Annotated in this window: 17 protein-coding genes; 6 read left to right on the forward strand and 11 right to left on the reverse strand. The window is 65.6% G+C overall.

Annotated elements, in window-relative coordinates:
* Positions 1–632 precede the first annotated feature (632 nt).
* Positions 633–1,103, forward strand: coding sequence for a division/cell wall cluster transcriptional repressor MraZ (locus ACRYLO_RS01265; RefSeq protein WP_482658490.1), 471 nt, complete (start codon positions 633–635; stop codon positions 1,101–1,103).
* A 13-nt stretch (positions 1,104–1,116) separates the two neighbouring features.
* A complete protein-coding gene (locus tag ACRYLO_RS01270; RefSeq protein ID WP_482658491.1) occupies positions 1,117–1,479 on the forward strand; it encodes a hypothetical protein in 363 nt (120 codons plus the stop codon).
* Positions 1,480–1,677: 198 nt separating this feature from the next.
* Here the strand turns inward: ACRYLO_RS01270 and groL are convergent, their stop codons facing one another.
* Entirely contained in the window at positions 1,678–3,321 is a 1,644-nt protein-coding gene (groL, locus tag ACRYLO_RS01275) for a chaperonin GroEL (RefSeq protein WP_482658492.1), read from the reverse strand.
* Positions 3,322–3,430: 109 nt separating this feature from the next.
* The gene (gene groES / locus ACRYLO_RS01280) at positions 3,431–3,718 is read right to left on the reverse strand and encodes a co-chaperone GroES (RefSeq protein WP_482658493.1); all 288 of its coding nucleotides are present in this window, start codon (positions 3,716–3,718) and stop codon (positions 3,431–3,433) included.
* A 244-nt stretch (positions 3,719–3,962) separates the two neighbouring features.
* Between groES and sppA the strand changes: the two genes are divergently transcribed.
* From sppA to ACRYLO_RS01295, 3 genes are all read left to right on the forward strand, one after another.
* Positions 3,963–5,861 carry a signal peptide peptidase SppA gene (sppA, locus tag ACRYLO_RS01285; protein WP_482658494.1) on the forward strand — a complete coding sequence of 633 codons (1,899 nt, stop codon included), beginning with the start codon at positions 3,963–3,965 and terminating at the stop codon, positions 5,859–5,861.
* On the forward strand, positions 5,858–6,421 hold the full coding sequence (locus tag ACRYLO_RS01290; protein ID WP_482658495.1) for a GNAT family N-acetyltransferase: 564 nt from the start codon (positions 5,858–5,860) through the stop codon (positions 6,419–6,421). Before sppA ends, ACRYLO_RS01290 begins: the two co-directional genes overlap by 4 nt.
* A gap of 62 nt (positions 6,422–6,483) precedes the next feature.
* Positions 6,484–6,870 carry a hypothetical protein gene (locus ACRYLO_RS01295; protein ID WP_482658496.1) on the forward strand — a complete coding sequence of 129 codons (387 nt, stop codon included), beginning with the start codon at positions 6,484–6,486 and terminating at the stop codon, positions 6,868–6,870.
* A 1-nt stretch (position 6,871) separates the two neighbouring features.
* Here the strand turns inward: ACRYLO_RS01295 and ACRYLO_RS01300 are convergent, their stop codons facing one another.
* The 3 genes from ACRYLO_RS01300 to ACRYLO_RS01310 are packed head-to-tail and all read right to left on the reverse strand — an operon-like array spanning position 6,872 to position 8,436.
* Complete coding sequence (locus ACRYLO_RS01300; RefSeq protein WP_482658497.1) at positions 6,872–7,501, reverse strand: trimeric intracellular cation channel family protein; 630 nt, start codon at positions 7,499–7,501, stop codon at positions 6,872–6,874.
* A 31-nt stretch (positions 7,502–7,532) separates the two neighbouring features.
* Entirely contained in the window at positions 7,533–7,883 is a 351-nt protein-coding gene (locus ACRYLO_RS01305; protein WP_482658498.1) for a DUF6768 family protein, read from the reverse strand.
* A complete protein-coding gene (locus ACRYLO_RS01310) occupies positions 7,876–8,436 on the reverse strand; it encodes an RNA polymerase sigma factor (RefSeq protein WP_482658499.1) in 561 nt (186 codons plus the stop codon). The genes ACRYLO_RS01305 and ACRYLO_RS01310 overlap by 8 nt, the downstream gene beginning before the upstream one ends.
* Positions 8,437–8,527: 91 nt before the next feature.
* Between ACRYLO_RS01310 and ACRYLO_RS01315 the strand changes: the two genes are divergently transcribed.
* Entirely contained in the window at positions 8,528–9,184 is a 657-nt protein-coding gene (locus tag ACRYLO_RS01315; RefSeq protein ID WP_482658500.1) for a YoaK family protein, read from the forward strand.
* 28 nt (positions 9,185–9,212) lie between these two features.
* On the opposite strand, the gene ACRYLO_RS01320 is transcribed toward ACRYLO_RS01315, so the two are convergent.
* The 6 genes from ACRYLO_RS01320 to ACRYLO_RS01345 form a co-directional block, all read right to left on the reverse strand.
* Positions 9,213–10,550 carry a serine hydrolase gene (locus tag ACRYLO_RS01320; RefSeq protein WP_482658501.1) on the reverse strand — a complete coding sequence of 446 codons (1,338 nt, stop codon included), beginning with the start codon at positions 10,548–10,550 and terminating at the stop codon, positions 9,213–9,215.
* Between the two features lie 70 nt (positions 10,551–10,620).
* A complete protein-coding gene (locus ACRYLO_RS01325) occupies positions 10,621–12,525 on the reverse strand; it encodes a GGDEF domain-containing protein (protein ID WP_482658502.1) in 1,905 nt (634 codons plus the stop codon).
* A 92-nt stretch (positions 12,526–12,617) separates the two neighbouring features.
* Positions 12,618–13,304 (reverse strand): hypothetical protein, encoded by a 687-nt coding sequence (locus tag ACRYLO_RS01330; protein ID WP_482658503.1) that lies wholly within the window; start codon positions 13,302–13,304, stop codon positions 12,618–12,620.
* A 22-nt stretch (positions 13,305–13,326) separates the two neighbouring features.
* Entirely contained in the window at positions 13,327–14,721 is a 1,395-nt protein-coding gene (lpdA, locus tag ACRYLO_RS01335) for a dihydrolipoyl dehydrogenase (protein ID WP_482658504.1), read from the reverse strand.
* A gap of 99 nt (positions 14,722–14,820) precedes the next feature.
* On the reverse strand, positions 14,821–16,053 hold the full coding sequence (odhB, locus tag ACRYLO_RS01340; protein WP_482658505.1) for a 2-oxoglutarate dehydrogenase complex dihydrolipoyllysine-residue succinyltransferase: 1,233 nt from the start codon (positions 16,051–16,053) through the stop codon (positions 14,821–14,823).
* A 26-nt stretch (positions 16,054–16,079) separates the two neighbouring features.
* The gene (locus ACRYLO_RS01345) at positions 16,080–19,049 is read right to left on the reverse strand and encodes a 2-oxoglutarate dehydrogenase E1 component (protein WP_482658506.1); all 2,970 of its coding nucleotides are present in this window, start codon (positions 19,047–19,049) and stop codon (positions 16,080–16,082) included.
* Positions 19,050–19,055: the final 6 nt, after the last annotated feature.

A 19,055-nucleotide genomic window follows, 5' to 3' on the forward strand; every position in this document is an offset into this window, starting at 1 on the left:
AGATCGAACATTTACGTTCGGCGGTGGGGAAAGCGGTGTCATGGGATCGCGCGGATTACTTCGCAATCGGGTAGGGTGACCTACCTGGGTCGCGGCCACACGGCGCACGGTGATCCAGCTTCAAGCGCCCGCGACTCGCGGAATCATCACGTTTGTTACACGCCTGCGATCATAAGTTGAGATTGATTCTCGAGTAGCGTTGTAATAAGTATTATGCGGATATATTTTCGATAATCTACCTACATCTTTGCCGTTGTCCGAATATTCCAACCATATAAAATACACGCATTTCGCCGTTAATCGTTTCGTCAGAGTAAAATGTCCAAATTCCGTCCGATCTATACATGTGAAATCGGATTCAGATTTGTAGTTTTGCGGGTTGTAGATTCTCGGATCGTAAAATCCCGATATCGCTGATTAACCACGAATCGACACAAAAGGTGCTTGTTGAGACGGTGAGTCGAGCACGGGGAATGGGTATGCGTAACGTTGCTTCCGAAAGCGTTCTGACGGCCTCCAATGGCGGGCGTGCTGCCCCCTGGTCATCTACCTCTGCGACAAGTGGGCGCAGCCTGTTTGCACCGAGCGATGGTCGTTTCGCCCCGGCCCCACCGGCGCGCCCGTCGCGACCGATGGGGGGCTTTGTACCCTATGCGGGACATTGCATCGTGCCGGTCAAGACCAATGGCCTGGTCCGGCTTCCTTCCTTCGTACGTCGTAATGTCAGCACCGAAGGGCCGAGCATCTTCCTCGGCCTGCATGCCGCGCAGAACTGCCTCGTCGGATCGAGCGTCCGCTGGTGGCAGCAGCTGACGATGCGTTGCGACAGCCATAGTTTTGACGGTGCCGAAGCAGCGGGCCGGCGCGACATTCCGCCGCCGCCAGCGCCGTCGCGCCGCCTGTTTGGCTTTTGCGAAGAGTTTTGGCGGCCCAATGAGTTCGTGAAGCTGCCAAGCTGGGCGCGCGCGGTCGCAGGGATCGCCAATGCTGCGCTGTTTGTCGGCGCGGGCGAGACGTTCGAGATCTGGTCGATCGAAGATGCGATGAAGTCGGACGACCCCGATCTGGTCGCTCTCGTCCACTCGGCGACGAAGCTCCAGTGAGCGGGGGCAGGACATGGCGCGCTGTCACCTGACCGGCCACCAGCCGGGCGACGAGATCTGGAACGAGGGATATTTCTTTACCCGCTGCACCCGCTGTGGCCGCGACATGATGCGCGCTGACGGGCCGTGGCGGACGGTGCCGAGCAAATATCGGGTTGTTTGGCGCAGCGGCTATCATCGTCACGCGGTGCCTAGCGATTTCGGGCGGCGGCTGCCGGCGGCGGCGAACATGCCACGCGACAAGCGGGCGAAGCTGCCGCGCTACAGCGTAGGCAGCATCATGATCAGCGCGCCACCGCCGAGGGATGAGGTGCCCGGTGAGCGCGAGGCGATGGATCAGGCGATTGCCGCATTCCGGTTGCTCGGGATGCGGTGAGTAACGTGTAGCGTTGCGTATGAAAAAGGGCCGGGGAGGCGACTCCCCGGCCCTTTTTTTGTCCGGTATGGTGGCCGGGGTATTGGATCCCGCCCCGGCAAAGCCGGGGCGTCGGACGGGCTCGGCGGACTGGCCGCCGACCCGCCGTCCGGACCTGAGGAGTCCTGAGTTAGCGTGGCTAACCCAGGCACCTCTAGGTCAGAAATCCATGCCGCCCATGCCGCCCATGCCGCCGCCGCCCATGGGCATTGCGGGCTTGTCTTCCGGCAGTTCGCTGATCGCCGCTTCGGTGGTGATCAGCAGACCGGCGACCGAAGCCGCGTTCTGCAGCGCGGTGCGAACGACCTTGGTCGGGTCGATCACGCCGGCGGTGACGAGGTTTTCATAGACGTCGGTCGAGGCGTTGAAGCCGAACGAGGTGTCCGACTGGTCGAGCAGCTTGCCCGAGACAACCGCGCCGTCCTGGCCCGCGTTGGTGGCGATCTGGCGAACCAGCGCCGTCAGCGACTTGCGGACGATGTCGATGCCGCGGGTCTGGTCTTCGTTGACGCCGGTCAGGCCTTCGAGCGCCTTGGTCGCGTACAGCAGCGCCGTGCCGCCACCGGGGACGATGCCTTCTTCAACGGCTGCGCGGGTTGCGTGCAGCGCGTCGTCGACGCGGTCCTTGCGCTCCTTCACTTCGACTTCCGAAGCGCCGCCAACCTTGATCACCGCCACGCCGCCAGCGAGCTTCGCCAGACGCTCCTGGAGCTTCTCGCGGTCATAGTCCGAAGTGGTCACTTCGATCTGCTGACGGATCGCATCGGTGCGGCCCTTGATCGCGTCGGCGTCGCCTGCACCGTCGACGATGACGGTGTTGTCCTTGTCGATGGTCACGCGCTTGGCGGTGCCGAGCATGCCCAGCGTCACCGACTCGAGCTTGATGCCGAGGTCTTCGCTGATCACTTCACCCTTGGTCAGGACGGCGATGTCTTCCAGCATTGCCTTGCGACGATCGCCGAAGCCCGGTGCCTTGACCGCTGCGACCTTGAGGCCGCCGCGCAGCTTGTTGACGACGAGCGTGGCCAGAGCCTCACCCTCGATGTCCTCGGCGATGATCAGCAGCGGACGGCCCGACTGGACGACGGCTTCCAGGATCGGGAGCATCGCCTGCAGGTTCGACAGCTTCTTCTCATGGATCAGAATGTACGGATCGTTCAGCTCGACCGCCATCTTCTCCGGGTTGGTGATGAAGTAGGGCGACAGGTAGCCGCGGTCGAACTGCATGCCTTCGACGACGTCGAGTTCGAACTCGAGGCCCTTGGCTTCCTCGACGGTGATCACGCCTTCCTTGCCGACCTTTTCCATGGCTTCGGCGATCTTTTCGCCGACTTCACGGTCGCCATTGGCCGAGATGATCCCGACCTGAGCGATTTCGGCCGAACCCGACACGGGCTTCGAGCGCGACTTCACGTCCTCGACGACCTTGGCGACGGCAAGATCGATGCCGCGCTTGAGGTCCATCGGGTTCATGCCGGCCGCAACCGACTTCATGCCCTCACGCACGATCGCCTGGGCGAGAACGGTCGCGGTGGTGGTGCCGTCGCCGGCGATGTCGTTGGTCTTCGAGGCCACTTCGCGCACCATCTGTGCGCCCATGTTCTCGAACTTGTCCTTCAGCTCGATCTCCTTGGCGACGGTGACGCCGTCCTTGGTGATGCGCGGTGCGCCGAAGCTCTTGTCGATCACGACGTTGCGACCCTTCGGCCCCAGCGTGACCTTCACTGCATCGGCGAGGATGTCGACGCCGCGCAGGATGCGCTCACGCGCGTCGCGGCTGAATTTTACGTCCTTGGCTGCCATGATGGCTGTTCCTCTATTTCGTCGCCCCGGCGGAGGCCGGGGCCGCTATGTGGCTTGGTAAAACGGAAGAAACTGGGCGGCCCCGGCCTGCGCCGGGGCGACGGCTGTGTCAGCCGACGATGCCCAGAATGTCGCTTTCCTTCATGATCAGCAGGTCTTCGCCGTTCACCTTGACTTCGGTGCCCGACCACTTGCCGAACAGGATGCGGTCGCCGGCCTTGACGTCGAGCGGGGTGACCTCGCCCTTGTCGTTCTTGGCGCCCGAACCGGCGGCGACGACTTCGCCTTCCTGCGGCTTTTCCTGGGCGGTGTCGGGGATGATGATGCCACCGGCGGTCTTGGCCTCGGCCTCGACGCGGCGGACCAGCACGCGATCGTGCAGCGGACGGAAGTTCATGGAGCTCTCCTGAACGTGGTTGAATTGCATTGTTGGCACTCACTCCCGGCGAGTGCCAGCAACGGGCATATGGGTGAGCGTTCAGAAGGCGTCAACGGGTGCAGTGCGGCTTGACGCAATTTGTCGGGAAATGAGCCGCAAGACGGCACCGTCTGTATTGGTTGATTAACACAGTGGCTTTACTCGCTTGCGCGCAGGCCTTACCTGTGCGTCAATCGCGTGGGGCATTTCGGAGAATTCAGACGTGAAACTGGTACGCGGCGCATGGAAGCTGCTCGTCGGCATCAAGGACGGGCTGGTCCTGCTGTTCATGCTGTTCTTCTTCGGGGCGCTGTTCGCGCTGCTGTCGGCACGGCCCAATCCGGGCGCGGTCAAGGATGGCGCATTGGTGCTGGCGATTGATGGCACGATCGTCGAGCAACCGGCCGAAGCGGATCCCTTTGGCGGGCTGGGCGGCGGCGACGTTCCGCGCGAATATCGCATGCGCGATCTGGTCCGCGCGCTCGACGCCGCGAAGGACGATGCGCGGGTCAAGGTGGTCGTACTCGACCTCGACCGGTTCGGCGGCGGCTATCCCGCTGCGGTGGCAGAAGTGGGCGAGGCGATCCGCCGCGTGCGCGACGCGAAGAAGCCGGTGCTTGCCTATGCTACCGGCTATAGCGATGCGAGCTATCTGCTCGCCGCCAATGCCAGCGAAATCTGGGTCGATCCGATGGGCGGCACGATCTTTACCGGACCGGGCGGGTCGCGGCTCTATTACAAGGGACTGATCGACAAGCTCGGCGTCACCACGCACGTCTATAAGGTCGGCAAGTTCAAGTCGGCGGTCGAACCCTATATCCTGACCCAGCAGTCGCCCGAGGCGAAGCAGGCCAATGAGGCGCTGTATGGCGCGATCTTCGGCCAGTGGCGCGAAGCGGTGAAGAAGGCGCGGCCCAAGGCGCGGATCGAGCCTTTGCTGACCGCGCCGGCCGATGCGGTCGTCGCGGCAAATGGCGATTTTGCCAAGATGAACCAGCAGCTCGGCATGGTCGACAAGCTGGGCGACCGGCTGGCGTTCGGCAAGCGCGTGGCGGAAATGGCCGGCGTCGATGCCAACAAGCCGGCGGGCAGCTACAAGACGATCAAGCTCGCCAACTGGCTGGAGGCCAATCCGGTCAAGAAGACCGGCGATGCGATCGGCGTGATCACCGTCGCGGGCGAGATCGTCGATGGTAAGGCCGGCCCGGGCGTGGCGGCGGGCGACACCATCGCCAATCTGCTGCTCAAGGGTCTGGCCGACAAGAAACTGAAGGCACTGGTCGTCCGCGTTGATTCGCCGGGCGGATCGGCACTGGCGTCCGAACGCATCCGTCAGGCGATTCTGGTGGCCAAGGAACAGAAACTGCCGGTCGTGGTCTCGATGGGCAGCCTTGCCGCGAGCGGCGGTTACTGGGTCTCGACCCCGGGCGACGTGATCTTTGCCGAGCCGAACACGATCACCGGATCGATCGGCATTTTCGGCATCCTGCCGACGTTCGAGAACAGCCTCGCCAAGATCGGCGTGACGGCGGACGGGGTGAAGACCACGCCGCTGACCGGCCAGCCCGACATCTATGCCGGCACCAATGCCGAAGTGGACCGGGTGCTGCAGTCGGGGATCGAGCAGGGCTATCGCCGCTTCATCGGCCTCGTCGCCGGGTCGCGCAAGATGACCACGGCGCGGGTCGACGAGATCGGCCAGGGTCGCGTATGGGACGGCGGGACGGCGCGCCAGCTGGGGCTGGTCGACCGGTTCGGCAATCTCGACGATGCGGTTGCCGAAGCGGCCAAGCGCGCCAAGCTCGACCCGGCCAAGACGCATGCGGTGTTCCTGGAGAAGGAGCCTGACTGGTTCAGCCAGCTGATCGCCGGGTTCATGTCGGGTGGCGATGGTGATGAGGAAGAAGCTGCGCCGGAGAGCGGCGGCGACCTCTATGCCCGCATCGCCGGCGATCGTCGCGCGGTGCTGGCGCAGGCGCTGGGCGATGCCAAGCGTCTGGCGGGCGCGTCGTCGATGCAGGCGCGCTGCCTGGAGTGCGCGTCCTACGGCCCGATGACCGGGCCGCAGGCAAAGGCGGATGCGCGGCTGATCGATCTGGTGATGGCGAAGCTGGGCTGGTGATACAGATCCAGCTGCGCGCTGCGGAGCCGGGGGATGCCGCGGCGATTGCCGCCATCTATGCGCCCTATGTGCTCACCGGCACGGTGAGTTTCGAGTTCGATCCGCCCGACGCGCGTGCGATGCGTGGGCGGATGGAGGCGTCGGACGGGCTGTATCCGTGGATCGTGGCGACCAATGGCGAGGGGCGCGGGGTGCTGGGCTATGCCTATGCGACCAAATTCCGTGAGCGTGCGGCGTACCGCTATGTCGTCGAAACCTCGGTCTATGTCGCGGGCGCGGTGCAGGGGCAGGGCGTCGGGCGGCTGCTCTATGAAGCGCTGATCGACACGCTGCGCGCGCAGGGCTTTACCCAGGCGATCGGCGTGATTTCGCTTCCCAACGACCAGTCGATCAAGACGCATGAGCAGGCCGGCTTCCGCCGCGCCGGGCAGTTGCGCGAGATCGGCTTCAAGCAAGGTCGCTGGGTCGATATCGGCATCTGGCAGTGCGCGCTGAACGACAGCGCGGTTCCGCCGATCGAGCCGAAGCCGTTCAGCGAAGTGGGCGTCGTTCGGGGCTGACCCCGGTACATTTTTTGGTGGCAGCGAATGACTTGGCCGCCATTCTTTCCTAAAATGCGCTCATGCACGCAGCGCCTACCCATCGCGTCGAGATCGACCGTGAGCGCAAGCTGGCAATCCTGACCATGCTCGCGATGCTCGGGCCGGAAGATGCGTCCTGGGCGGGCGAGGAACTGCGCGCAGCCATCCAGACGTTCGGGCCGGACATTGGCCAGCATGTCACGCTGTACGATCTGAGCGCGGTGCCGAGCATGCCGACCGCGACGATCGATCAGACGCTGCAAACGCTGGACCATCCAGCGGTGCGGGAAATCTGGGCGCGCAAGATCGCCTTCGTCGTCACCACCGCGACGGCGCGGATGCAGGCGCGGCGGTTGCAACAGGTGCGCAAGGACATCGGCGTGTTCGATTCGCGCGAGGCGGCGATTGCCTGGCTGATGGAGCCCTGAACTATCGCCCGCCGCGATAGGCGGGCAGGGCCAGCTTCCATCGAATCGCGGCGGCGCGCAGGGCGAACCCGGCGCTCGCGGCGATGAGGCTGGCGGCATAGAGCGGCAGTCCCACTAGGGTCAGGCCGACATGGAGCCCGGAGGCGAGCGCGGCGGCTGTGACGTAGAGTTCAGGGCGCATCAGGATCGATGGTTCCCCCGCCAGCACGTCGCGGATGATGCCGCCGGCACAGGCGGTGAGCACGCCCATCAGCATCGCGGGGACCGGCGGGATCCCGAAACTCAACGCCTTGGCCGCGCCGAACACGGCATAGGCGGCGAGCCCTGCAGCATCGAGCCAGTCGAATCCCTGACCCTGCCACCAGCGTTGCGGGGTCACCCAGATCAGCCCGGCGACGCCGAGGCACAAGGCGGCGACAAATGGGTGGTGGACCCACCAGACGGGCGCGCCGATCAGCAGATCGCGGATCGTGCCGCCGCCAACGCCTGTCACCAGCGCGAAAAAGGCGGCGGTAACGAACGTCTGCCCGCGTCCCGCAGCCGCCAACGCGCCGGTCGCCGCAAACACGGCGATACCGAACAGGTCGAGCCAGGGCAGCACGGTGCCGAGCGGAAGTGGGGTGGGGGACATGACTGCCCTGTCTCACCCCGCTCGCCTGCGGTCAACGCGCCGTGCCGACCCCCAGCCGCGCGAGGGCGCGCAGCACGCGCTGAATATGCAGCACGGGCAGCATCGCCGCCTTGAAGATCGTTGAGACGATGATCAGCGTCATTGCGGGGAGGCCCCAGCGCAATGCCTCCAGCATCTCGGTCGCGGCGAAAAAGCGCCAGGCGGCATAGACCCCGGCGAAAAACATCAGCGTCTGGGCGACGAGCACGACCGCACTGGTCCAGCCAAGGCGACCGCCGAACAGTGAGCCGACCTGGGTCAGATAGCCGGGCTCCTCGCCGATCTGGCGCAGCAATTCGCGTTCTTCGGCCGCGATGGCAGCGTCGATGTCCTGGTCACGCATGGGACTCTCCTTCCAATTGGGTTCTGAGCCTGGCGCGGGCATGCATCAGGCGGGTCTTGACGGTTCCGGCGGGGATGCCGAGCGCGACCGCGGTTTCGGCGATGCTCAGCCCCTCGAAATAATGCAGCGCGACGGCAGCGCGATGGCCGGGCGGAAGTGCGGCGACGGCGCGACGCAGGGCTGTGCCATCGGCGGCATCTTCAGGGCTCGGCAGCGCGGCAACTGGGGCATCCTCGAGCGCGGCGGCGAGCGCGCGGCCCGCAATCCGGTCGCCGATCGCGGCGGCGGTCTTGCGGGTGACAATGCGATAGGCCCAGGCGGGGAAGGCGCGCTCGTCGCGCAAGGTGCCGATGCCGCGCAGGATGTCGATCCACGCGGCTTGCACCGCTTCCTCCGCCATCGCGCGGTCGCCGGTCAGCCGCCAGCCATGCGCGACCAGACGGCGGTGCCAGCGCGTGACGAGCCGGTCGGTCGCGCGCCGATCCCCCGCCTGTGCCGCGACCACTAGCCAAGCATCGGTGGCACGATCAGCCTGCGGTGTTTCCCCGTTCATGCGGACAAGGTGCGCGCGAAATGACATTCGGTTCAATCGGCGATGCGATTTCCCGCTTGGCGTGGCGGTGCCGCTGTGGAGAATGCGGGGCATGAAGGATTATGCCCCCCGCTTCATCGCGCTCGCCGTCGCGCTGGCGGCGCTCGCCGGGTTCGTCGATGCGATCGCCTTCACCCGGCTGGGCGGCTATTTCGTGTCGTTCATGAGCGGCAATTCGACGCGGCTGGGTGTCGGGATCGGGCTGGCGGACGGGACGGCGTTGCTGGCGGCGGCACTGATCCTGGCATTCGTCGCCGGGGTGATGGCCGCGACGATCATCGCCCGGCGTTTTGCGGAGCGGCGCAAGGCGGCGGTGCTGAGCGCAGTGACGGCCACGCTGGCTCTGTCGGCGGCGCTGTGGATGCTCGTGCCCGGGCCACTCCCGCTGCTGCTGGTCGCGGCGGCGATGGGGATGGAAAATGGCGTGTTCGCGCGCGATGGCGAAGTGGCGATCGGCGTTTCCTACATGACCGGATCGCTGGTGCGGATGGCGCAGCGGCTGGCGGGGACGCTGATGGGCGATCCCGACCGCTGGGCGTTCGTGCCGCACCTCGCGCTGTGGCTGGGCTTTGCGGTCGGCGTGGTGCTGGGGGCGAAGGTTGGGGTGGCGGCGGCGGATGCGGCGCTGTGGATCGCGGCGGCGGCGGCGGGCGGGCTGACGCTGGTGGCGGCTGGCCTGATGCGGCCGCGAGCTCCCTCCGCCGCCTGAACCGGCGGCGCAGGGCACTGCGGGCGGATTACTTGCGCGGCGCCGGCATCGACCGACCACCCTGGTGGAGGATCGCGCCGGTCACCTTGCCGCTGGCATCGCGGGTGAACTCGACCTGGGCATCGACGACCTTGAGGAAGAAGCGGTCCTTGCTCTCGGGGAACAACTCAAATTCCTGCTGCCCGGTGGCCTGGGTCATCAGCTTGCCGTCCTTGACCCGCATGGTGAGCGCGAAGGTCGGTGCGAGTTCGTACACGCCGGCATATTCGGCGAGTTGATCGGGGGCGACGGTCGCCGCCTTGCGTTCGCTGGGAAGGGTCACGGCCCCGCCGCGCGCGAGGGTCATCAGCGATTTGGACAGCTTGCCGGGCGAGGGGCCGTTGAGGTTGCCGAGCACGACCACCGTGATCTTCCGGTCAGGGTCATAGGCGAGCGAGGTGTTGAACCCTTCGATCCCGCCGCCATGCTCGATCGTGGTCACGCCGTCCTTGTTATCGACGAACACGCCAAGCGCGTAGCCATCCTTGTACGGCGTGCGGAATGCGGCCAGCGTGGCGGGCTTGAGCAGCTTGCCGCCATACAGGCCGCGCTGCCATTTGAGCAGGTCGCGGGTGGTGGAATAGAGCGCGCCCGCGCCTTGCGGGATGGTCATGCTGATATAATCGGCATTGACCGGGCCGTCTTTGGACGGGGAATAGCCCGCGGCGCGGCGTGGGAGGATCGCGGCATGGCTGTCATAGCCGCTATCGGCCATGCCGAGCGGCTTGAACAGATTTTCGCGCACAAAGTCCGCGTAGCTCTGTCCGCTCAATTTCTCGACGATGGCGCTCAGCAGGACATAGCCAGAGTTGGAATAGGCGAATTTCTGCCCCGGGACGAACTCCAGCGGCTTGTCGCGAAAGCGCGCGATCAGGCTGGCATGGGTCGCGGGCAGGGTCTTGGTCTTCCCGTAATCGGGGAAGTTTGTGAAGTTGGGGATGCCCGCACTGTGGGTCAACAAATGGCGGACGGTCACCTTGTCCCAAATGCCGGGCGCGTCGGGCAGGTAGGTCTTGACCGGCGCGTCGAGCGTCAGCTTGCCTTGTTCCTGCAGCAGCAGGATCGCGACCGCAGTGAACTGTTTGGTGACCGAGCCGAGCCGAAACTTGGTATCGCCGTCATTGGCGATCTTCCATTCGAGGTTCGCCGATCCATAGCCCTTGTCGAACAGCACATCGCCATCGCGCGCGACCAGCACTGCGCCCATGAACTCGCCCTTGTCGACATCCGCGCGGACCACCGCGTCCATACGCACAGGATCCTGGGCGAGCGCAGGCAGCGGAGCCAGAGCGAATGCGGCGAGTGCGATGGCGGCATGAAGGCGCATGGATCAGTCTCCCCCTGTGTGTTACTCGACTATAGCGGTCGGGCGGGGGAAAACAACCGGCCGTGTGAGATCAGCTCGAGCGCTGAATCGCGTTGTGCCGCCGCCCGACGGGGCGGTGCCATATGGCGCGGTCGCGTCCGCCCTGCTTGGCCTCGGCGAGCGCTTCCTCGGCGCGGAGCAGCAGCGACTCGAACCGGTCGCCGGCAGTGGCGCCGGTCACGCCCGCGCTGACCGTCACGCGGACCATCTCGCCATAGCGGCCCGGCGTTTCCAGGCCATAGAGACCGGTGCGCACGCGTTCGACGACATTCATTGCCTCGGCCTGGCTGTCCGCGCGCACGAACGCTGCAAACTCGGCGCCGCCGATGCGTCCGCACAGATCGCCTTCCCGCAGCAACGCGGCGATGCCGTTGGCGATGTTGATCAGCGCGCGGTCGCCGGTTTCCTCGCCATGGACTTCATTGATCCGCTTCAGGTGATCGACATCGAACGTGAGCAGATAATGCCCTTCGCCCCCAAGCACCGTGAGCCGTGCATCGATTTCGCTCGCCAGATGGCGGCGGCTGGGAATGCCGGTCAGCGGGTCGCGAGTCGCGATCAGCTTGAGCTGAAGATTGGCGCGCCGCAGGGCTTTGGTCCGGTCGGCGACCTTGCGCTCCAGCTCGCTTTGCGCGGATCCGATCCGCTCGGCCATGGTGTCGAAATCATGCGTCAGCTGAGCCACTTCGTCGCGCCGTGCGACCCGATCGACATCGACGAAGCGCGCGCTCGGAACGCGACGGGTCAGTGTGCGGGTGCGCTCGATCAAGCGGGCAAGCGGCGCACCCACGCGGCGGCGTAGCAGCCAGGTGATGGCCAGCGCCTGCAGGACGAGACAGACCGCAGCGGTAATCGCGATGCGCAGAATCAAGCGGTAGGATTCGGCCTGCATCACCGACGGGTCCTGCACCACCAGCGCGTACCAGCCCGGCGTATCGATCCGGCGCATCGCGACGAAGTTGCCGAGCGCTTCGCCGAGATAGTTGCCATCCTTGCCATGCTGCTGGACGAACGCCCAGAGCGCCGCCAGTTGCGGGTCGCGGGTCGTGGTCAGATCGAGCATCGATTCCGGCCCTGAGCGCTTCTGATGCGTATAGCGGGGATGGTGGATCAGCCGCCCTTCGCGCGAGATCAGGATCACGCCCGTCCCGGGCACGTCGTTCAAGTCGTTCGCAGGCATCAGATCGTCGAGCGGAACGCTGGTCCCCCAGCTTCCCACATGCCGTCCGTCCAAATCGACAGGCGTCATACAGCCTGTGGTCCAGGTGCCCCCGGTGCGATCGTACATGATGTGGCGCAGCGCGGTGCAGCGCATCGTGCGCGCCGGATTGGCAGCACGGGTGGTGATCGTCGCGAATTCCTGTTGCTGGAAATCGAGCGTGCTCGGCGCGTCCTTGCGATAGAAGCTCAGCCGATCCGGGCGGTCGGCGGCAAAGATCACCAACGCATTTTCCGGTGTAAAGTAATAAAGGCTCTCAAGCTCCGGCCTGATCCCTTCGCCCAGTCTACTCACGACGCCGGTCGCGGCCATCAGGCGCTGGCGCGACGCAATGTCGGGCTCGCGCGGGATAAATCCGCCGATGGTCCGGACGTATCCGAATGGCGTGCTCGCGCCGGTGTAGAGCCCGTCGGCGCTGCGGCGACCTCCGCGCGGATCGGCGGGGAACATCGCGCTGAACGCCGCGGGATCGTTGAGCCGGGGATTGGCGGAAAGTTCGGCGCGCAACAGGTCACTCGCGCGCATATGGGTCGTACGGATGCGGGCAAAGCGCGCCTCCTGCTCCTTGACAACCTCGCGGGCATAATGGTCGAGCGTGGCCAGCCCGCTGTCGCGCGTGCGGCGGGCGCTGTCCTGATAGGATACGATGCCCGCAAGAATGAAGATCAGCCCGATCAGCGCGGACAGCGTGATCGCCGTCCGCGTCGAGATCGACATATCCCGAAGGAATGCGGAAAAGCGCGCGAGCATCGCCCCATGTTATCGGGGACCGGTTAAACTGCAGCTAATGCAAACAGGGCGGCGTGGCGTTACCAGCAGAAGCGGGTATCGGCGCCGTTTTCCTTGCGCGCGGCGATGAGCCTGGCGCGGTTCTGGGGGTCGGCGAGATAGGCCGTTTCCTTGACCATATCCTCGCGTAATCTGCCCAATGCCGCTTCGAGCAGGGCCGGGCGATCCTCACCCTTGGCGGCGCGCGCAGGGTCGAACATCGGCTGATAGGGGTTGGCTGCGACCCAGTCATAGGCCTTGCGCCGCAGCGCCTGTTGAGCGTCAATGTTGCAGAAGGCGTAACCGTTGATCGTCGGCCCGGCGAGTTGGACGAACGCCCCCATCGCCGCGCGTGCTTCGCCGCCAGCAGCGAACATGCCGGGGCGGTCATAGCCGGTCAGCACCCCAGACATCGTCATGAACCGGTCCTTGGCGACGTAGAACCAGAATACCGAATCGTCGCGTGCGCCGACATCGTAGAGGCGGGACGCGAGCACCATCATCGCCAGCGGGCTGACCTTGGCGGGGTCGGCGCGGACGCGTTCCTGCGCGGCCAGCACGTCTTCCGCGCGGTCGGAGCGGAGCAGGGGGTCGAGATCGGGATCGACCCGAACCACCCGCTTCGATGCCTTGGCTGCGCTGGAATAGAGCGGGGTGACGTAGAGATCGACGCTGCGCACCGGCTTGTCGTCGGACATGGCCATCACGGCCAGCGCCAGTGCGATCATGTCGTCCCCCGCTCTATCGCGATCAGATGTGGATCGGCTTGCCGGTTACCGCCATCGCCGCTTCCTTGATCGCTTCGCTGTGCGTCGGATGGGCGTGGCAGGTATAGGCGATGTCCTCGCTGGTCGCGCCGAATTCCATCGCCTGCGTCACCTGGGCGATCATCGTGCCGGCCAGGCTGGTGATGATCCACACGCCGAGCACGCGATCGGTCTTGGCATCGGCGATGACCTTTACGAAGCCGTCGGGCTCGTGGTTGGTCTTGGCGCGGCTGTTGCCGGCCATCGGGAACTTGCCGACCTTGATCTCGCCTTTTTCCTTCGCCGCTTCTTCGGTCAGGCCGATGCCGGCGATTTCGGGCATGGTGTAGACGACCGACGGGATCAGGTCGTGGTTCACGATGCCGGTGAGGCCAGCGATATTCTCCGCGACCGCAATCCCCTCATCCTCGGCCTTGTGCGCGAGCATCGGGCCGGGGACGACGTCGCCGATCGCCCAGATGCCGTCGACGGCGGTTTCGAACTCGTGACCGATCTCGATCTGGCCGCGTGCGTTGACGGTCAGGCCAGCGGCTTCGAGGTTGAGGCCGCTCGTGTTCGGGCGGCGGCCGATCGCGACGAGGACATTGTCCGCTTGAATCGTTTCCGCCGCGCCACCCTTGGCCGGTTCGATGGTGATGGTGGCCTTGTCACCATTGATCGCAACGCCCGTGACCTTGGTGCCGGTCTTGAACTCGATGCCCTGCTTCTTGAACAGCTTCTGCGCTTCCTTGCGCACGTCGCCGTCAAAGCCGGGGAGGATCTGGTCGAGATATTCGACCACGGTCACCTTCGCGCCGACGCGGCGCCACACGCTGCCCAGCTCAAGCCCGATCACGCCGCCGCCGATAACGACGAGATGCTCGGGCACCTTGGCCAGTTCGAGCGCGCCGGTCGAGTCGATGACGATTTTCTGGTCGACCTCGACGCCGGGCAGCGGGGTGACGCTGGAGCCGGTGGCGATGACGATGTTCTTGGCGCGAACCTCACGGTCGCCGACCTTGACGCTGTCCTTGCCGGTGAACGCCGCATAGCCCTTGAGCCACTCGACCTTGTTCTTCTTGAACAGATATTCGATGCCGCCGGTCAGGCCCTTGACCGCGTCGAGCCGCTGCGCGTGCATGGCGTCGAGGTCGAGCTCGACGCTGCCGAGCTTAACGCCGAGCTTGGCGAGCGCGCCGCTGGCGGCTTCGTTATACAGCTCGGACGCGTGCAGCAGCGCCTTGGACGGGATGCAGCCGACATTGAGGCAGGTGCCGCCCAGCGTCTCACGCCCCTCGGCGCACGCGGTCTTGAGCCCCAGCTGCGCCGCGCGGATTGCCGCGACATAGCCGCCGGGCCCGGCACCGATCACGAGGACGTCGAAGTCGTATTCAGCCATTTTCTTCACTCCGTCGCCCCGGCGGAGGCCGGGGCCGCTCTCGGCAAGCGCGTCGAGAGCCATGTGGCGGCCCCGGCCTTCGCCGGGGCGACGTCTATCTTACAGGTCGATCAGCAGGCGGGTCGGGTCCTCGATCGCGTTCTTGAGCGCGACGAGGAAGGTGACTGCCTCACGCCCGTCGATCAGGCGGTGGTCGTAGCTGAGCGCGAGATACATCATCGGGCGGATGACGATCTGGCCGTCGCGAACCACGGCGCGGTCCTCGATGCGGTGGAGGCCCAGCACGGCGCTCTGCGGCGGGTTGATGATCGGGGTCGACATCAGCGAGCCGAACACGCCGCCGTTGGAGATGGTGAAGGTGCCGCCCTTCATCTCTTCCATCTTGAGCGTGCCGTCCTTGGCGCGCTTGCCGAAGTCGCCGATCGTCTTTTCGACCTGCGCGACGCTCATCTGGTCGGCGTCGCGGATGACCGGAACGACCAGGCCCTGCGGCGCGCTGACCGCGACCGAGATGTCGGCATAGTCGTGATAGACGATCTCATCGCCGTCGATCTGGGCGTTGACGGCGGGAATGTCCTTGAGCGCCATGCAAGCGGCCTTCACGAAGAACCCCATGAAGCCCAAGCGGACGCCGTGCTTCTTTTCGAACAGGTCCTTGTACTTGGTCCGCGCTTCGATGACGGCGGTCATGTCGACGTCGTTGAAGGTGGTGAGCAGCGCAGCGGTGTTCTGCGCGTCCTTGAGGCGTCGAGCGACGGTCTGGCGCAGGCGGGTCATCCGCACGCGCTCTTCCTTGCGACCGCCGGTCGATGCGGCGGGGGCGGCGGTCGGAGCCGGGGCAGGGGCCGCAGCCGGAGCGGTGGCGGGCTTCGACGAGGCTGCGGCAACCACGTCTTCCTTGGTGATGCGGCCATCGCGGCCGGTTCCGGTGATCGTCGCGGGATCGACGCCATGCTCCAGCACCGCGCGGCGCACGGCGGGCGACAGCGCGGCGGCGGCTTCGCCAGCGGGTTCGGCGGCGGGGGCAGCCGGGGCCTGCTGCGCGGCAGCGGCAGGCGCTTCGGTCTTGGCGGCGGGGGCGGGGGCGGCGCCATCGCCCGCCTCGATCGTGCCGATCAGCGCGCCGACATTGACGGTGTCGCCGACGGCGACGGCGTGTGCGCCCATCACGCCTGCGACGGGGGCGGGGACTTCGACCGAGACCTTGTCGGTCTCAAGGCTGGCGATCGGTTCGTCGGCGGCAACCGCCTCGCCCGGCTGCTTGAGCCATTCGCCCAGTGTCGCTTCAGTGATCGATTCGCCCAGCACGGGGACGAGGATTTCGGTGGCCATCTCGCTGTGTCCTTCCTGGGGAATTCTTACGCGCCGGGCTTGCCGGCGGTCTTGGAGTCTTCGGTCGTGCGTGCGCGGCGGATTTCCTCGCGCACATTATGGCCGAGCGCGTCGGCAACGAGCGCGCCCTGTTCGGCCTGGTGGCGCTTCATCAGGCCGGTGGCGGGCGACGCCGCCGGAGCGCGACCGGCATAGCGCGGACGCTGCGGCTTGATGCCCGCTTCGACCATGCATGCCTCGATATAGGGCTCAACGAAGAACCAGTAGCCATTGTTGCGTGGCTCTTCCTGCGCCCACACCACTTCCTCGACATTGGTCATGCGCTGCAGGCGCGCGACCAGCGGTTCGCCGGGGAAGGGATAGAGCTGTTCGATGCGGATGATCGCGGTGTTCTTGTCACCCGCGGCATCGCGCGCCTCGATCAGGTCGTAGGCGACCTTGCCGGTGCACAGCACGACGCGCTTCACATCCTGATCCGCCGGGGCCGAGGGGTCCGACAGGATACGCATGAAATGCGTATCGCCCTGGAACTGGTCGGCGGTGGAGACCGCGAGCTTGTGGCGCAGCAGCGACTTGGGCGTCATCACCACCAGTGGCTTGCGGAAATTGCGGTGCATCTGGCGCCGCAGCAGGTGGAAATAATTCGCCGGGGTGGTGACGTTCGCGACCTGCATATTGTCGCCCGCGCACAGCTGCAGGAAGCGCTCCGGACGTGCCGAGCTATGCTCGGGGCCCTGGCCTTCGTAACCGTGCGGGAGTAGCATCACGAGGCCATTGGCGCGCAGCCACTTGGACTCGCCCGACGCGATGAACTGGTCGATCATGATCTGCGCGCCGTTGACGAAGTCGCCGAACTGCGCCTCCCACAGCACTAGGCTCTTGGGGTCGGCGAGCGCATAGCCGTACTCGAAGCCGAGCACGCCATATTCGGATAGCGGGCTGTCCAGCACCTCGAACCGGCCGTGCGGGATGGTGCTGAGCGGTACATATTTGCGCTCGTCGGTCTGGTCGACCCACACGGCGTGACGCTGGCTGAACGTGCCGCGGCCCGAATCCTGGCCCGACAGGCGCACGCCATAGCCTTCTGACAGCAGCGAGCCGAAGGCCAATGCCTCGCCGGTCGCCCAGTCGAAATTCTCGCCCGACTTGAACATGTTCGCCTTGGCATCCAGCACGCGCAGCAGCGTCTTATGCGGGGTCAGCCCCTCAGGAACGCTGGTCAGCGTGCGGCCGAGGCTGTCGAACAGCTTCTTGTCGATGCCGGTTTCGACGTTGCGGCGCGCGTTTTCGGCGTCCACCGGCGCGCTGAGGCCCGACCAGCGACCGCCGAACCAATCGGCCTTGTTCGCCTTGTAGGTCGCACCCGCGCTGAACTCGTCTTCGAGATGCGCGGTAAAGTCGGCGATGTGCTTGGCCGCGAAGCCGCCATCGATCACGCCTTCGCCCTCAAGCCGCTTGGCATAGAGCTCGGCGACGCCGGGATGGCCCTTGATCTTGGCGTACATCAGCGGCTGGGTGAAGGACGGCTCGTCGCCCTCGTTATGGCCGAAGCGGCGATAGCACCACATGTCGATCACGACGTCGCGCTTGAACTTCTGGCGATATTCGATCGCCATCTTGCACGCGAAGGTCACCGCTTCGGGATCGTCGCCGTTGACGTGGAAGATCGGCGCCATCACGCCCTTCGCCACGTCCGACGGATAGGGCGAGGAGCGCGCGAATTGCGGGCTGGTGGTGAAGCCGATCTGGTTGTTGATGATGAAGTGGATGCAGCCACCGGTGTTGTAGCCGCGGATCCCCGAGAAGCCGAGGCACTCCCACACGATCCCCTGACCCGCGAACGCCGCGTCGCCGTGCAGCAGCACGGGGAGCACCTGCTCGTGGTTTTCAAGGTCGTTGCGGTTGGTCTGCTGCGCGCGGACCTTGCCGAGCACGACCGGGTCGACCGCCTCAAGGTGCGACGGGTTGGCGACCAGCGACATATGGACGCTGATCCCGTCAAACTCGCGGTCGGTGCTGGTGCCGAGGTGGTATTTCACGTCGCCCGAACCGCCGATATCGTCGGGGTTGGCCGAGCCGCCGGCGAATTCGTGGAAGATCACGCGATAGGGCTTGGCCATCACGTTGGCGAGCATGTTGAGGCGGCCGCGATGCGCCATGCCGTACACGATCTCGCGCACGCCGTACTGGCCGCCGTACTTGATGATCGCCTCCATCGCGGGGATCATCGATTCACCGCCGTCGAGGCCAAAGCGCTTGGTCCCGACATACTTCTTGCCGAGGAACTTCTCCCACTGCTCGGCCTCGATCACCTTGGACAGGATCGCCTTCTTGCCGTTGGGCGAGAATTCGATCGCCTTGTCCTGGCCCTCGAGCCGCTCCTGCAGGAAGCGGCGTTCCTCGACATCGGCGATGTGCATGTATTCGAGGCCGACATTGCCGCAATAATTGCGGCGCAGGATCGCGATCAACTCGCGGATCGTTGCCTTTTCCAAGCCGAGATTGCCGCCGAGGAAGATCGGGCGGTCCATGTCGGCGTCGGTGAAGCCGTGATATTCCGGCGTCAGATCGGCCGGCAGCTCCTGCTTGGCGAGGCCCAGCGGGTCGAGATTGGCGGCGAGATGGCCGCGCACGCGATAGGTGCGGATCAGCAGCATCGCGCGGATCGAATCATTCGCCGCGCGGGCGATATCCGCACTCGATGCGGCCGGGGCAGGGGCTGCGGCAGGAGCAGGGGCGCCACCGCGCGCGGGCTTGGGCGCGGGCTCCATCTGGGTCGGGTCGAGCGCCGCGGTCAGCGCGTCGGTGTCCTTGAGCGGCCAGCGCGGATTGGCCCAGCTCGGGCCACTCGCGGTGCTTTCCAGCCCCGCGAACCACACGCGCCAGCCGGCTTCGACCGAGGCGGGGTCCGCCTTGAACTTCGCGTACATCGTCTCGACGAAAGCGGGGCTCACGCCACCTGCGATATCCGCGAAATCCAACCCATCAACGCCCATCATCAA

This window comes from Sphingomonas sp. SDUR79, assembly GCF_056821745.1.